Annotated in this window: 14 protein-coding genes; 10 read left to right on the plus strand and 4 right to left on the minus strand. The window is 65.6% G+C overall.

The features are described from left to right. The first annotated feature begins 47 nt into the window (after positions 1 to 47). Positions 48 to 2318 (plus strand): helicase-related protein, encoded by a 2271-nt coding sequence (locus tag AC5QPF_RS06435; protein WP_024889621.1) that lies wholly within the window; start codon positions 48 to 50, stop codon positions 2316 to 2318. Between the two features lie 93 nt (positions 2319 to 2411). Here AC5QPF_RS06435 and panE read toward each other — a convergent pair whose 3' ends face one another. After that, the gene (gene panE / locus AC5QPF_RS06440; protein WP_024889620.1) at positions 2412 to 3338 is read right to left on the minus strand and encodes a 2-dehydropantoate 2-reductase; all 927 of its coding nucleotides are present in this window, start codon (positions 3336 to 3338) and stop codon (positions 2412 to 2414) included. 111 nt (positions 3339 to 3449) lie between these two features. On the opposite strand from panE, the gene AC5QPF_RS06445 reads away from it, so the two are divergent. The 8 genes from AC5QPF_RS06445 to AC5QPF_RS06480 all read left to right on the plus strand — a co-directional run bounded on the left by AC5QPF_RS06445 (position 3450) and on the right by AC5QPF_RS06480 (position 10239). After that, a complete protein-coding gene (locus AC5QPF_RS06445) occupies positions 3450 to 4046 on the plus strand; it encodes a helix-turn-helix domain-containing protein (protein ID WP_024889619.1) in 597 nt (198 codons plus the stop codon). A gap of 179 nt (positions 4047 to 4225) precedes the next feature. Beyond that, positions 4226 to 4810, plus strand: a complete 585-nt coding sequence (gene pilL2 / locus AC5QPF_RS06450; RefSeq protein WP_494962499.1) for a PFGI-1 class ICE element type IV pilus protein PilL2 — start codon at positions 4226 to 4228, stop codon at positions 4808 to 4810. Continuing rightward, positions 4807 to 5454 carry a hypothetical protein gene (locus tag AC5QPF_RS06455; protein ID WP_227364586.1) on the plus strand — a complete coding sequence of 216 codons (648 nt, stop codon included), beginning with the start codon at positions 4807 to 4809 and terminating at the stop codon, positions 5452 to 5454. Before pilL2 ends, AC5QPF_RS06455 begins: the two co-directional genes overlap by 4 nt. 71 nt (positions 5455 to 5525) lie before the next feature. Continuing rightward, positions 5526 to 6215 carry a TIGR03759 family integrating conjugative element protein gene (locus AC5QPF_RS06460; protein ID WP_408004949.1) on the plus strand — a complete coding sequence of 230 codons (690 nt, stop codon included), beginning with the start codon at positions 5526 to 5528 and terminating at the stop codon, positions 6213 to 6215. Then, positions 6200 to 6778, plus strand: a complete 579-nt coding sequence (locus AC5QPF_RS06465) for a lysozyme family protein (protein ID WP_024889615.1) — start codon at positions 6200 to 6202, stop codon at positions 6776 to 6778. The genes AC5QPF_RS06460 and AC5QPF_RS06465 overlap by 16 nt, the downstream gene beginning before the upstream one ends. Next, entirely contained in the window at positions 6775 to 7326 is a 552-nt protein-coding gene (locus tag AC5QPF_RS06470; protein WP_024889614.1) for an integrating conjugative element protein, read from the plus strand. The genes AC5QPF_RS06465 and AC5QPF_RS06470 overlap by 4 nt, the downstream gene beginning before the upstream one ends. Before the next feature lie 10 nt (positions 7327 to 7336). After that, positions 7337 to 9493, plus strand: a complete 2157-nt coding sequence (traD, locus tag AC5QPF_RS06475) for a type IV conjugative transfer system coupling protein TraD (protein WP_494962500.1) — start codon at positions 7337 to 7339, stop codon at positions 9491 to 9493. Beyond that, positions 9490 to 10239 (plus strand): TIGR03747 family integrating conjugative element membrane protein, encoded by a 750-nt coding sequence (locus AC5QPF_RS06480; protein ID WP_024889612.1) that lies wholly within the window; start codon positions 9490 to 9492, stop codon positions 10237 to 10239. Before traD ends, AC5QPF_RS06480 begins: the two co-directional genes overlap by 4 nt. Here AC5QPF_RS06480 and AC5QPF_RS06485 read toward each other — a convergent pair. From AC5QPF_RS06485 to AC5QPF_RS06495, 3 genes are all read right to left on the minus strand, one after another. Further along, positions 10236 to 11654, minus strand: coding sequence for a UvrD-helicase domain-containing protein (locus AC5QPF_RS06485; RefSeq protein ID WP_024889611.1), 1419 nt, complete (start codon positions 11652 to 11654; stop codon positions 10236 to 10238). The two genes, AC5QPF_RS06480 and AC5QPF_RS06485, sit on opposite strands and share 4 nt — an antisense overlap. Continuing rightward, entirely contained in the window at positions 11641 to 13374 is a 1734-nt protein-coding gene (locus tag AC5QPF_RS06490; RefSeq protein ID WP_024889610.1) for an ATP-dependent nuclease, read from the minus strand. Before AC5QPF_RS06490 ends, AC5QPF_RS06485 begins: the two co-directional genes overlap by 14 nt. 93 nt (positions 13375 to 13467) lie before the next feature. Beyond that, a complete protein-coding gene (locus AC5QPF_RS06495; RefSeq protein ID WP_494962501.1) occupies positions 13468 to 13827 on the minus strand; it encodes a helix-turn-helix domain-containing protein in 360 nt (119 codons plus the stop codon). Positions 13828 to 13974: 147 nt separating this feature from the next. Here AC5QPF_RS06495 and mads1 point away from each other — a divergent pair, with 147 nt between their 5' ends. Then, entirely contained in the window at positions 13975 to 14181 is a 207-nt protein-coding gene (gene mads1 / locus AC5QPF_RS06500; protein WP_024889608.1) for a methylation-associated defense system helix-turn-helix domain-containing protein MAD1, read from the plus strand. Position 14182: the final 1 nt, after the last annotated feature.

The following is a 14182-nucleotide window of genomic DNA, read 5'->3' on the forward strand; positions in this document are numbered from 1 at the left end:
ACCGCCCCGTGGGGGAGGTGCATGCCCCATTGCTTTGGAGCATCACCATGTCCCTCGATCTCGAAACCGTTCCCGAAACCGCTGTGCAGGGCGACCTGCTCGAAGCGGCCGCTTCACCCCTCACGCTCAGCCTGCAGGACTTCGTATCGGAGTTCGGCGACGAGCTGCTCGATTCGCTCAACCGCGCCAATCCTCCGGTCTACACCGGCCAGGTGCGGGTGCATCGGCAACTGATCCTCGCCGCGCTCAAGCGCAAGCTGTTCCCGGCGCAAGCCGATGTGGTCCACGCCGTCACCGAGCTGTTGGTCGATCGCGGCGAACGCGCCGCGATCGTCAATGGCGAGATGGGCTGCGGCAAGACGACGGTGGGTATTGCCACCGCCGCCGTGCTCAACGCCGAAGGCTACCGCCGCACCCTGGTGCTCTCGCCACCCCACCTGGTCTACAAGTGGCGGCGCGAAATCCAGGAGACGGTGGCCGGTGCCAAGGTCTGGGTGCTCAATGGCCCGGACACGCTGGTCAAGCTGCTGAAACTGCGCGAGCAGTTAGGCGTGCCGGCCCAGGGCCAGGAGTTCTTCGTCCTGGGCCGCGTGCGGATGCGGATGGGGTTCCACTGGAAACCTGTCTTCGTTCGGCGGCGCACGCCTCACGGCGACGTGGGGGCCTGCCCGGATTGCGGGCATGTCATCACCGACCTCGACGGCGAGCCGATCAACCCGGTCGAACTCGAAGCCGAGGAGTCCCGCCGCAAGTGCAGCCACTGCCGTGCACCGCTGTGGTCGTTGATCCGTCCCAGAGGCCTGTCCGCCAGCGACCAGTCCTCGACCGTGCTCAAGGCCCTGAAGCGCATCCCGACCATCGGGGAAGTCACCGCGCAGAAGCTGATGCAGAAGTTCGGTGACGCCTTCCTCGCGTCGATGCTCGGGGACAACATCCACGAGTTCATCAACCTGATGGATGGCAACGGCGAGCTGGTCTTCTCGGACCGGCAAGCCCACCGGATGGAACGCGCGATGGCCAACATGGAGTTCGGCTTCGGCGAAGGCGGCTACCAGCCGTCCGAGTTCATCAAGAGGCAGCTTCCCCAAGGCACGTTCGACCTGCTCATCGCCGATGAGGCGCACGAGTACAAGAACGGCGGCTCCGCCCAGGGCCAGGCCATGGGGGTGTTGGCGGCCAAGGCGCGCAAGACGTTGCTGCTCACCGGCACACTGATGGGCGGCTACGGCGACGACCTGTTCCACCTGCTGTTCCGAGCCCTTCCGGGGCGAATGATCGAAGACGGGTACCGCCCGACGAAGAGCGGCAGCATGACCTCGGCCGCGATGGCGTTCATGCGCGATCACGGTGTGCTCAAGGACATCTATTCCGAGAGCACCGGCACGGCGCACAAGACGGCCAAGGGCACCAAGGTATCGGTGCGCACGGTCAAGGCGCCGGGCTTCGGCCCGAAGGGCGTGCTGCGTTGCGTTCTGCCGTTCACGGTCTTCCTCAAGTTGAAGGACATCGGCGGCAATGTGCTGCCGCCCTACGACGAGGAGTTCCGCGAAGTCGCGATGGACACGGCGCAAGCCGCGGCCTACCGCGATCTGGCGGGTCGGTTGACCGCAGAGCTGAGGCAGGCCCTGGCGAAGCGGGACACGACGCTGCTCGGTGTGGTGCTCAACGTGCTGCTGGCCTGGCCAGACTGCTGCTTCCGGTCGGAAACGGTGGTGCATCCGCGCACGCGCAATACTTTGGCGTTCGTCCCCGCTCAGTTCAACGAGCTGGAGGTGATGCCCAAGGAACGCGAGCTGATCGAGATCTGCAAGCAGGAGAAGGCAGAAGGTCGCAAGACCCTGGTCTATTCGGTCTACACCGGCACGCGCGACACCACGTCGCGTTTGAAGGTGCTGCTGGAGCAGGAAGGCTTCAAGGTGGCGGTGCTGCGCGCGAGCGTGGATGCTTCCCGCCGCGAGGACTGGATCGCCGAGCAGTTGGACCGTGGCATCGACGTGCTCATCACCAATCCCGAGCTGGTGAAAACCGGCCTGGACCTGCTGGAGTTCCCGACCATCGTATTCCTCCAGTCCGGCTACAACGTGTATTCGCTGCAGCAGGCCGCCCGGCGCTCATGGCGCATCGGCCAGAAGCAGCCGGTGCGCGTGATCTACCTGGGCTACGCCAACTCCTCGCAGATGACCTGCCTGGGGTTGATGGCCCGGAAGATCATGGTGTCGCAAAGCACGTCGGGCGACGTGCCGGAGTCCGGGCTTGATGTCCTGAATCAGGACGGAGACTCGGTGGAAGTCGCGCTGGCACGGCAGTTGGTGTGCTGAACTTCACTGCTTCACTTCAACGGCTCCTCCGGGAGCCGTACTTTTTTGGTCATCCAGACGGTGACATTGATCCGGGAAGCGGAAGACAGGGCCTCATCCACCGCCATGGGCCATGCGGGTCGCCTCGTAGGCCTGCATGTGTGCAAGGCTCACCCTCAGCAGCGGCGCATCCAGTCGAGCTTCATGCGCGCGTCGCAGCATGTCCCCAATGATGTGCTCATGCTCGGTGGGGCCACCACGTTGCAGATCGCGCAGCATCGATGCGGTGCCGGTGGACCCGCGCTCGGACAACGTCGTGAACATGCGGGCATAGGCGTCCTGCGATGGGATGTACCCTGAGGCGGCGGCGGTCGCCACGCATTCGCCGAGCATCTGGCGCACCAGCGCTTCGCCATCTTGTGCCTGCACGATTGCGCCAACTGGCGCGCGCATCAGCGTGGTCATGCCGGCATAGGTCGTGAGGAATACGAACTTCTCCCACATCTCCTGCAGGATGTCCTGGCTCAACACCGGTGCGAAACCGCCGCGCTCCATCAATCCATGCAACGCCTGCGCCGCGTCCTGCTGGCTGTGGGTGCGTGCGCCGAGGGCGAGGCGCTGCAGCGTGTTGAGATGCTGGATTTCACCGGCCGGGCCGAGCGCCACACCGATGTGGCACAGGCCGCCCAGAACGCGCTCGGCGCCGAAGCGCGCATCCAGGTGATCCAGATGCCGCACCCCATTGAGCAGCGGAACGATGCATGTCGAGGGGCCGATGGCGGGCGCGATGGCAGTCATCGCGCCCTCAAGATCGTAGGCCTTGCAGGCCAGCAGCACGGCATCCACGGACGGCGGTGCCTCGACGACTGTTTTCACGGGAAGGGTCAGGTCACCCAAAGGGCTCTTGATGACGAGCCCGGTCTCGGCGAGTTGTGCGGCGCGTCTCGGCCGGACCAGGAAACGCACGTCCACGCCGGCCGCGGCCAGACGCCCGCCGAAATAGCCCCCGATCCCACCTGCACCCAGCACCAGAAGACGCATGGCCATGCTCCTGTTTGAATTTGAGAATTTCTACTATAGTAGAAATTCGTGGCGCGATCGATTTCAGCGCCATTAATACCCCACGCATCCATCCTGACTTGATTGCGGCCCATGCCGAATTCCTCCGCTCCTCAGACCACGCCGAAAGGCGAGCGCGCCGAAGCGCTCCCGAGCAATCTTCGGCGTCTGCGCCTGGAGGCGCAGCTCACCCTCGATCGGCTCGGGGCGTTGTCGGGTGTGAGCCGCGCGATGATCTCCAAGATCGAACGTGGCGCGTCGGTTCCCACTGCCACGGTGCTGGGCAAGCTTGCCGCCGCACTGCAGGTCAGTCTGTCTCAACTCCTGGGGGGATTCCATGCGCGCCAGCCCAGGCTGCATGGCAGGGAGCGCCAGGCGGTCTATCACGACCCCGCTTCCGGCTTTGAACGCCGTTCTCTTTCGCCGCTGTTCGAGGATGGCGCGGTCGATCTGGCCTTCAACGTGTTGCCTCCGGGCAAGTCCGTCGAGTTCCCCCCGCACCATGCGGGCGTGGAGGAGTTTCTCGTCGTGCATGAGGGGGCGCTTACCGTGGTCATCGACGGAAGGCGCTTCGACGTCGCTGCCGGAGATACGTTGTTCTTTCCTTCGGATTGCGTGCATGAGTTCCGCAATGAAGGCGGCGAGCCGGCTGTCTTCTATATCGTGATCAACGATCGGACGCGGCGTTAGGCGGCGAGATCCCCCCGGCACGACCATTCGCCGCGGCATGATCCCGACATGCGTCCTGGCGACCGCGCGGTTGCCGGCATTGCTTTCGGCAAATCGGGAGCCGACGGATTCGCTTTGTTTGCTGTGACAAAGGGCCGGCGCGGCGATGGTGATGGCTCGTTGTTTCAGGACACCGATCCATGCGCCCATCCCGCCAGCCCTTCCGTATTGCCGGACGCAGCCATCCGATCCGTTTGCCCGGCTTGCTCCTGGCCGCCATGGCCAGCGGCTGCGCGATGACGAACGCCGTGCCACCGACGCCCGTATCCAAAGTCACCGACATCGCGCCCGAAGCCGTGATGGAGTTCGTGCCGGTGACGCGGTATGGCCGCTACACCCTGGTCGAACTCGCGCCCACAGCGGCCCAGCACGACCTGTTGCTGCAGGTGGTGGATGTGGAGATCCCCGGCACGCTGGGCGCCACCGTCGGGGATGCCCTCCGGCACCTCGTTCTGCGTTCCGGCTACCGGCTGTGCGATGAGCAGTCCACCGATCTGTTGGCCTTGCCGCTGCCGGCGGCTCACTACCGGCTCGGCCCGCTCCTGCTGCGCGATGCGCTCTTGACACTGGCCGGCCCCGTCTGGGATCTGCAGGTCGACGACGGTGAGCGGAAGGTGTGCTTCATCCGCAGCCTCAGGGAGGCTCATATGCCACACGAGCCCAAGCCACCGGAAATCAACCGTTCGGCGGAGCCCCCTCCGCTGATCCGGGAGGTTTCGCCATGACCATCCGGGACTCGGCGACGGGCCAGCGCACGACGCTGCTGCGGGTCGCGGCCGCAACCTGGTTGTTGCTCGTCAGCGCGGTGGTGCTGGTGGATCACATGGCCTTGTCCGGGCTGGCGGAACAGACCCAGGCCTTCGCGCCCACCGCGCAGGTGTCCCTGCTCGAATCCCGACTGGACGGCCTCTCGCATCGGATCGAACAACGCCATACTCAGCCCGCCGCCTTGCCGCAGGCGCGCTACGAGCAGGACACCGCGGCGTTGGACCAGCGGCTGGCGGCGATCGAGCTGGCGCAGGCCCAATACGCCGCCACCGATGCGCTGCACGCATTGGAAACCCGCGTCACGCGACTGGAAGCCCGCCCGGTCTCGCGCCAGCCCAAGCTGCCCGCACCACGGCCATCCCAACCTGTGGCGGCCCAACCCAAGCCTGTTGAGCCTTCATTCCGCCTGATCGGAGTGGAACTGCGTGCGGGAGAACACTTCGTGTCGGTGATGCCTGCCGATGGCACCGGGCTGGCCGATGTCCGCCTGCTGCGCGCCGGAGAGTCGGAGGGTGGCTGGCGACTGGACGGGATCGAGCGCGATGGCGCCGTCTTCCGGCAGGGAGACGAGATCCGCAGGCTGCCCATCCCGCCCCGATAAGGAGGCCCACACCGATGGTCCCGCGCCACTTGACCCCGCCGTTGCTGGTTGCATTGCTGGCCGCCTCCGCCATGCAGGCGGCGCTCGCGCAGCCCACCGGCGCAACCACCGCGGCCAGGACGGCGCCGAGCCGTGAAGCGCCTGCGGCCATCGCTCGCAGCGACGAACAGCGGGCGCAGGACTGGGGGCTGCGCACGGATGAATGGACGCGCTATCGCGAGTTGATGCAGGGGCCGCTGGGCGTCTACTCGCCCAGCCTCGACCCGCTCACGGCCCTCGGTATCGAAGCACGTTCCGACGAGGAGCGCCGCCGCTACGCGGAATTGCAGGTTCGGGCTGAAGCCCGGCGGGTCGAGAAGACGCTGGCCTACCAGCGTGCCTACGACGCCGCCTGGCAACGGATCGCGCCGGGCATGGCGAGGGTCAACCTACCCGGTGCCAAGCCGACCGGCGCGGGCACCACCATCGCATCAGGCACCGACCGAACCGCCGTCTTCGTGAAGGACGGCTGTACCGCCTGCGACCAGGCCGTGCAGCGGCTGCAAGCGTCGGGCGTCGAGTTCGATGTCTATGTCGTCGGCAGTCGCACCGACGACGCGCGCATTCGTGAATGGGCACGCCGGGCCCGTATTGACCCGGCGAAAGTGCGCGCACGGCACATCACCCTCAACCACGACGGTGGCCGCTGGCTGTCCCTCGGCCTGCAGGGCGAACTGCCCGCCGTCGTGCGCCAGGTCGGCGGTCAATGGCAGCGGCAGTAGGCCTCGCGCGTCTCGCGCTCCTGCTGCTGGCTTGCTGGCCACTCGGCCAGGCGAAGGCCGGGGAGGTTCCGCCGCCGGCCTACCAGTTCGCGGCACAGCGTGCGGGCATTCCGGCGGCGGTGTTGTACGCGGTGGCCTTGCAGGAGAGTGGCACCCGGTACCACGACCGCCTCGTGCCCTGGCCCTGGACGCTCAACGTGGCCGGGGCATCGCGTCGATTCGCCACCCGTACCGAGGCCTGCGCCGGCCTGCACCAGGCATTGCGCGACGTGCCGCGCACCCGCATCGACGCCGGCCTGGGCCAGATCAACCTGGGCTACCAGCGTCACCGCTACGACCACCCCTGCGAACTGCTCGATCCCTATCGGAACCTAGCGCTGGCCGCGCAGATCCTGCGCGAGCAGCACGCGCCGGGCCAGGACTGGCTGATCACGATCGGCCGCTACCACCGTCCCGCTGGTGGCGCACCCGCTGCGCGCTACCGACAGAGTGTTGGCCGCCACTTGGCCCGCGTACTGGGCGAGCCAGCGCGGGGCGCGGATACCCGGAGAACCCTGCCATGAAGCCTCGAATCTTCCGTCCGGCTACGCGGTGGCTGCTCGGCTTGCTGCCGCTCGTGTCCGTGCCAGCCGCTTTCGCACAATCGCCGCCCTTGATCGTCGTCGAGGATCACGGCGGTGCCTCCGCGCTGCCTTACTACCAAGCCCTGGACCTGCAACCGCGCACCGGAAGCAGGCCATCTCCCAGGATCGAGATGCCACGCCTGCCCGAAGGGCCTTCTGGCGAGGCGGCCATGCTGCCGGTGCGTTCTGCCCATTTGGCCCCTGGCGATGTGGCTCCCCGGGCGATCCAGGCGCCGGGGCTCACGCCGATGTTCCTGGTTGGTGATGACCAGCGCTCCCATGCCTGGCTGCGCCAGCGTGCCCCGGCGCTGCGCGAGCTCGGGGCCGTGGGGTTGGTGGTCCAGGTCGAGTCACCGCAGGCACTGGCGTCACTGCGTGCCCTGGCGCCCGGGCTGATGCTGGCACCGGCGTCCGGGGACGAACTGGCCGAGCGCCTGGGGCTGCGCCACTACCCGGTGCTGGTGACCGCCACCGGCATCGAACAGTGAGAACTGCCCGATGGCCCAGCCGCACGCCGTCGAAGTCCTGCTGCGGCCAGCGGTGGAGCTATACACCGTTGCCGTATGCGCAGGCGCCGCGGTGGTGTGCGTGGTGGCACCGTGGTCGCTCGCGTTGAATCCGGTACTCGGCCTCGGCAGCGCGCTGGCCTTCCTGGCCTTCGGCGCGATTCGCCTGCGCGACGCCTGGGCCATCCTGCGGTACCGCCGCCACATCCGTCGTCTGCCTCGCTACGTGATGACGAGCCGTGACGTGCCAGTGAGCCAGTACCGTCTGTTCGTTGGGCGTGGCTTCCGCTGGGAGCAACGACACACCCATCGGCTGACGCAGACCTACAAGCCCGAGTTCCGGCGCTACGCCGAACCGACGACGTTCTACCGCCTGGCGCGCCGCCTGGAGGAGCGGCTGGAGTTCGCGCCGCCGCCGCTGCCTTGGCTGGCGCGGGCACTGGCCTGGGACAACCCGCTCAACCCGGTCCGGCCTTTGCCGCCAGTGGGTGGCATGCCGCGCCTGCATGGCATCGAGCCGCACGAGACCGACGTCACCCTGCCGCTGGGCGAGCGTGTGGGCCACACCCTGGTGCTCGGTACCACGCGCGTGGGCAAGACGCGCCTGGCCGAACTGTTCATCACGCAGGACATCCGCCGCAAGGTCCATGGCGAGCACGAGGTGGTGATCGTCTTCGATCCCAAGGGCGATGCCGATCTGCTCAAGCGCATGTATGTCGAGGCCAGGCGAGCCGGACGCGAGGGCGAAATGTACGTGTTCCACCTGGGCTGGCCCGACATCTCGGCACGCTACAACGCCGTGGGCCGGTTCGGGCGCATCTCGGAGGTCGCCACGCGCGTTGCGGGGCAGCTTTCCGGCGAGGGCAACAGCGCCGCGTTCCGCGAGTTCGCCTGGCGCTTCGTCAACATCATCGCGCGCGCCCTAGTGGAACTGGGGCAGCGGCCAGACTACCTGCTGATCCAGCGCCATGTCGTCAACATCGACGCGCTGTTCATCGAGTACGCCCAGCACTTCTTCGCCCGAACCGAGCCCAAGGCCTGGGAGGTGATCGTCCAGCTCGAAGGACGCCTCAACGACAAGACCATCCCGCGCCACATGGTCGGGCGAGAAAAGCGGGTGGTGGCACTGGAGCAGTACCTGTCGCAGACGCGAACCTATGACGCGGTGCTCGACGGCCTGCGCTCCGCGGTGCGCTACGACCGCACCTACTTCGACAAGATCGTCGCCTCGCTGTTGCCGCTGCTGGAGAAGCTCACCACCGGCAAGATCGCGCAACTGCTCGCGCCGAACTATTCCGACCTGTCCGACCCGCGCCCGATCTTCGACTGGATGCAGATCATCAGGAAGCGGGCCGTGGTCTATGTGGGACTGGATGCGCTGTCCGACGCCGAAGTGGCGGCGGCCGTCGGCAACAGCATGTTCAGCGACCTGGTGTCGGTAGCGGGGCACATCTACAAGCACGGCATCGACGATGGCTTGCCTGGAGCATCGGCCAATGCCAAGGTCGCCATCAATGTCCATGCGGACGAGTTCAACGAACTGATGGGCGATGAGTTCATCCCGCTCATCAACAAGGGTGGCGGTGCAGGCATGCAGGTCACGGCCTATACGCAGACGCTCTCGGACATCGAGGCGCGCATCGGCAATCGCGCCAAGGCCGGCCAGGTCATCGGCAACTTCAACAACCTGTTTATGCTGCGGGTGCGCGAGACCGCCACCGCCGAACTGCTGACACGACAACTGCCGAAGGTGGAGGTCTACACCACCACGCTGGTCAGCGGCGCCACCGACAGTTCCGACATCCACGGTCCGACCGACTTCACCAGCAACGCGCAGGACCGCATCAGCACGTCGAGCGTGCCACTCATCGAGCCTGCGCACGTGGTCGGCCTGCCCAAGGGGCAGTGTTTCGCCCTCATCGAAGGCGGTAACCTGTGGAAGGTCCGCATGCCGTTGCCTGCGCCCGATCCGGACGAAGCCATGCCCCGGGACCTGCAACAACTGGCCGGCTACATGCGCCAGCACTACGCCGAGGCGGGGGAATGGTGGGAGGGCAACGGGCTGCCCCGGTCGCACGACGACGCGTTGCCAGCGGATCTGGCCGAGGAAGTGCAAGAAGGCACGCCGGATGAAGAGGCGCCATCGTGAAAGAGCCCGCCGCGACCGCCGAGCGACAGCAGGCACGCCAGCGCGGCCTGGTCGCCAGCGTGGTCACGCTGCCATGGCGCCTGTTCGGCGTGTTGGTCGCCTCGCTGCTGCTGTCCATCGTCATCGAATGCGTCGGCATGCACCTGTTCTGGCCCGACCAGGGCTGGCGCCACGCGCAGGGCATGCTCGACTACGAACTGAACCAGCTCTCCACCCATTTCACCCGGAGCGCCGTTGTGCAGGAGCCGGGACGCACCGCGCGCTGGCTGGTGGAGAGCACCTACGAGTGGGTTTTCGTGAAGACGGGCTTGTTGGACTGGATGCGCGACGCCTCGGCGCAGGCTAGCGCACCTAGCCGAGGCGTGCACCGGGACTTCCGCTATTACCTCGCCCAGGTCTATGTCTGGACCGAGCGCTATCTGATTGCCGCCGGCTTCACCGTCCTGACATTCATCGTCCGCCTGCTGGTCTTGGTGCTCACGCTGCCGCTGTTCCTGCTCGCGGCCTTCGTCGGCCTGGTCGATGGACTGGTTCGCCGCGACATCCGCAAGTTCGGCGCGGGGCGGGAATCGGGCTTCGTCTACCACCGGGCGAAGGCGGCCTTGATGCCGCTGGCGGTGTTGCCGTGGGTGACCTACCTGGCGTTACCGGTGTCATTGCACCCTTTGATGATTCTGCTGCCTGCAGCGTTTCTGCTGGGACTGGCGGTGAACATCGTGGCGGCGAGCTTCAAGAAGTACATTTAGCCGATTGTTGGACCAGGACTACACACTACGACCTTCATCGACCCACGGGTCATGGCGACGTAAAGGTTCTGTGCGCTCATACCCTCGATATTTAGCAGCACCGCGACTTCGGCTTCCAGCCCCTTGAGCAACAGCGTGCTGCCGACGGCGCGTTTTGGTAGCGGGCGCCCCAACAGCCGGTTCTCTTCCCGCACGCGCCGGGCCGCTTCTGCCAGAGGGACGGCCCCCGACGAGGCTTCCCGGAGCGCCTTAAGCATCCCGTAGAGGATGACCGGCCGATGCACACGTACGTTCGGCAGTGCCCGCAGTTCCGACAACAGCGCGGCGGCCGCAGCGAGAGAGGGCGCGCGCCCGAACGCCAGTGCGCGGCTTTCTGCCTCGTTCGGAGGATTCCTTGCAGTTCCCTTTGCCAACGACTCCAGGCGCCGCGTCAACTCCGCCACGCCCACATTGGTCATAACGCTCTGCGCCAGCGCCAGTAACTGCGCGAGAGCATTCGGTGCCCCCGCATCAAAGTTGCTAGCGAAGGCGATGAGGTCTTGCAGATCGACGGCCTCGACCGTCGAAGCGCCCGGCGTCTGGCTCGCAAAGTTCTGCTGTGCTGCTCGGTTGCGGCTATCGGCGATGATGAGCACGCGCCCGTCAGCGGTTGGCGATGCCGTCCTCGCAGCGGCTAGGCGCTGGGCATGGTCGTTGGGTGGTACGGCCTGCATCCAGGTCACATGCTCCGGTGGCCCACTACGCAGATCCACCGACTGCCCTGCCGCCAACAACCGGCGGGCCTCCAACAACCATTGTCCCAGCGCTTCCGCGCCGGCGTTGCGCCATCGCCAGGGCGTTGCCAGTTCCCCGACGACAGGAAAATGCGCGCACACGTGCTGGTTCCAGTCGGCCAGCGTATTGCCCCGGAACCCGAAGATCGCCTGCATGGGGTCGCCCAGCACGCAGGTCGGCAGGATCAACGAGAGGAAATAGACGATGTAGTGCTGAGGCACCGAACAATCCTGGTACTCATCCACGATCAGATGCGCATACGAGGCTTTCAGCACCTCACTAACGTGCCCGGCCTGCAGGAGCTTCCAGGCGGCGTCGCGGATAGCCGGGTAGTCCCGCGCAGGTGCAGCCAGCCGCAGAATCTCTGGATCGTGGGCGCTGCGGCCCGGAAAGGTCGAGATGAGCCGGATAGCCCAGCCATCGATCGTGCTCAATCGATAGGCGCTGGCTGGCACACCGGCGCGGTCCAGCCGGCCACGCAAGGCCGCGACCCCGGCATTCGTGTGTGTCAGCACGAGAATGGGCTTGTTGCCCCGATGACCGGCAAGCGCGTGGGCAATCAGCTGTGTCTTGCCGCAGCCGGCCGGTGCGGTGACGGTTCCGCGTTGGATTGCACGAAGGTCGATTTCAACGTGGTCCATCAGTGGCCCACCCGAATACCTGGTCCATCAGAGCGCGGAATCCCTGATCGCAAAGATGCAGGTCCGGTGCAACGATGGTCCTCGCCACGTCCTCCATCCACGAGATTTGCTTGAACCAGCCAGCTTTTCGGATGCGCGCCGCCTGACCAAGAATGGCCCTGCGTTCGGCCGACAGGAGGCCGGTGTTCTGGATCTCGTCCCAGATCTGCTGGAAGGTGAGCGTGTTGTTCGAGACAGTGCGCAGGTGTTCGACGATCAGGTCGCCATGCAATTCGTTGGCGTAGCCGATCAGCCTCTGGCAGGCAACCGGCGTGAGACTTCCGAACAGCTCGTCCTCCAGCGCACGGCCCGCGCGGTAGGCGACGACGGTGCCACCGTTCTCGACAAAAGCCTGCTCGACCGCAGGTGTGGGCTTCTTGTCGTCGTCGCGCAGCACCATCACCCGGTAGCCCAGAGACTGGAATGCGGAGGCGCGCGCATACGGTCGATCCGGCTCCCCGCCACCGCAGTCGACGAGCGCCACGCCCAATGCAGCCAGTGACGCATTCCTCTGGTCAAGCCTGTATAAGTCCAGCCCGCGCAGCAGGCCTATCTCGCTGGCTCCCTCGCACACGACCACGGAGCCAGCCAGGAAGGCCTCGGGATAGAGGCGGATCGTGCTCTGGATGTCATTGTCGGCGCCGACCAGGCGAGCCTCATGGCCGAGGGGGCCGCGGCGCAATACGAAGAGCTGGTCGCCCGACAGTTCTCTCAGCGCCACGGGTGAGTGGGTGGTGAGGAACACCTGCAGCGGAGCAGCGGCCTCCTTGGCTCCGAGGGAGCCCAAGAACCTCGCGATGCGGTGCGGCTCCAGCCCGTACTCCAGTTCGTCCGAGAGCACGATTGACGCCTGACCGGCCGCCTTGCGCTGTAGGCCAGCGACAAGCAGACGCGTGGACCCGACGCCCAGGCTGCGAAGCGGGATGCCGCTTTCGTTGTGCAGGGAGATGGTGCCGCCACCGAACGACACCGAATGCGAATCCAGCAGCGCCTTGGCCTTGGCGCCGATGTTGACGCCCAGCTCCTGAGCAGTGGTGGTGACGATCCCCAGCGCTTCTCCCAACTGTTGTTCGGCCTGGTCTCCGAAGCCACTCCGCGCATCTCTGGCGGCCTTGACGAGGGCGGCCGAAGCGTCGGCTCGCTCTTCCGAGATGCGGTTCAGTACCGAGCCGCGCTGCCATCCCAGGTTGAAGTCCGTCAGCGCGCCGATGCGAGTGGGCGCCAGGGCGACGCGATCCTTCCATGCGAGCGTCTTGACGATGCCTTGCTGTGCGGCGCGGTCGGAGACGAGGGTCCACGAGGGCTCCAGGTCACTGGCGACCGTCAGGTTCAGGCAGAGCACAACCTCCGCGCCGGCAGAGGGCTCGTCTTCGACGACGCCAGTGTTGGCGTGGTATCCGCGCAGGAATGCACCAAAGCCCTCCAGCGTCCTCATGCTGTCATCGAGGTCGCCGAGCGTCAGCGTGATGCTGATTGGGGTTGTGATGTCCAGGCCGAAGAAGTCCGCATCCGAGAACTGGACATTGCGTCTGGCCCCCAGACATAGGTCGATCGCGTCCAGCACCGTGGACTTGCCGCTGTCGCCCGGACCGATCAGGCAGTTGATGCCAGGCGTCGGGCACCAGGTCAGCAGCTGGATGCCGCGGAAGTTGGCGATCTGGATTTTTCTGATTCGTGCCATGCGTATCCCCCGCGCATTGAAGCCGCTCCCACTGAAATCGCAACACCTCACTATCCACTCGGGCCGCCTGCTGCAGGCCTCCTGCCCAGTTCTCTACTTGGTAGGGCGAGACAGCGACTCGGCAAGCTCCAACAACTTTGCGACGTCCTCTGCGGGCAATGACGCCTCCTTGAGGTATCGCACTAAAGCCATCGCTTCAGGCTGCGTGTGCAAGTAGTCGACGACTTCAGGGTCAGTCGAAGGCGATAGGCGGAACAACACGTCGGGATCTGCCGCCAGCACCTTCGCTAGAGCTTTGATGACCTCAGGCCTAGGCGGAGACTCCTTACCACGCTCGATACGGCTCAAGTAGGCCGGCGAAATGCCGACTAAGCCTGCCGCCTCGCGTAAGCCAAGGCTCTGTGCCACCCGAAGGTCGCGAATCGTCTCTCCAAAGCTACTCATACTGCGCATCCTACCTCAGGTGTTTAGTGTTGTGCAACACTTAACACGCTTAGTAGACTACTCCATTGTTTGGTAAAGTTTGCTCTTTCCTGCCGATCTTGGGCCAGGACCATGCCGGCCAATCTGCCCACGTCGTCACTTTTCAGGAGCGAACAGATGCTTGGGGAAGAAGTGTTCACGGTTAAAGAGGTCGCCACGCTCTTAAAGGTCGGCGAGAAGACGGTCTACTCCATGGCCCAGGCTGGAGAACTACCTGCGTTCAAGGTGCGAGGTCAGTGGCGATTCGCCCGAAAGGACATCGATACATGGATAGAGCAGCAGAAACACACAACCCATGATTTCGGCGAGGAAGACCAGAAATGAC

This window comes from Pseudomonas sp. Con_6 (assembly GCF_059379395.1).

Coding starts and splice junctions, on each gene's coding strand:
- AC5QPF_RS06445 (WP_024889619.1), top strand. CDS start 3,450: ATGCCGAATTCCTCCGCTCCTCAGACCACGCCGAAAGGCGAGCGCGCC.
- AC5QPF_RS06435 (WP_024889621.1), top strand. CDS start 48: ATGTCCCTCGATCTCGAAACCGTTCCCGAAACCGCTGTGCAGGGCGAC.
- AC5QPF_RS06495 (WP_494962501.1), bottom strand. CDS start 13,827: ATGCGCAGTATGAGTAGCTTTGGAGAGACGATTCGCGACCTTCGGGTG.
- pilL2 (WP_494962499.1), top strand. CDS start 4,226: ATGCGCCCATCCCGCCAGCCCTTCCGTATTGCCGGACGCAGCCATCCG.
- AC5QPF_RS06465 (WP_024889615.1), top strand. CDS start 6,200: ATGGCAGCGGCAGTAGGCCTCGCGCGTCTCGCGCTCCTGCTGCTGGCT.
- mads1 (WP_024889608.1), top strand. CDS start 13,975: ATGCTTGGGGAAGAAGTGTTCACGGTTAAAGAGGTCGCCACGCTCTTA.
- traD (WP_494962500.1), top strand. CDS start 7,337: ATGGCCCAGCCGCACGCCGTCGAAGTCCTGCTGCGGCCAGCGGTGGAG.
- AC5QPF_RS06485 (WP_024889611.1), bottom strand. CDS start 11,654: ATGGACCACGTTGAAATCGACCTTCGTGCAATCCAACGCGGAACCGTC.
- AC5QPF_RS06490 (WP_024889610.1), bottom strand. CDS start 13,374: ATGGCACGAATCAGAAAAATCCAGATCGCCAACTTCCGCGGCATCCAG.
- panE (WP_024889620.1), bottom strand. CDS start 3,338: ATGCGTCTTCTGGTGCTGGGTGCAGGTGGGATCGGGGGCTATTTCGGC.
- AC5QPF_RS06460 (WP_408004949.1), top strand. CDS start 5,526: ATGCAGGCGGCGCTCGCGCAGCCCACCGGCGCAACCACCGCGGCCAGG.
- AC5QPF_RS06470 (WP_024889614.1), top strand. CDS start 6,775: ATGAAGCCTCGAATCTTCCGTCCGGCTACGCGGTGGCTGCTCGGCTTG.
- AC5QPF_RS06455 (WP_227364586.1), top strand. CDS start 4,807: ATGACCATCCGGGACTCGGCGACGGGCCAGCGCACGACGCTGCTGCGG.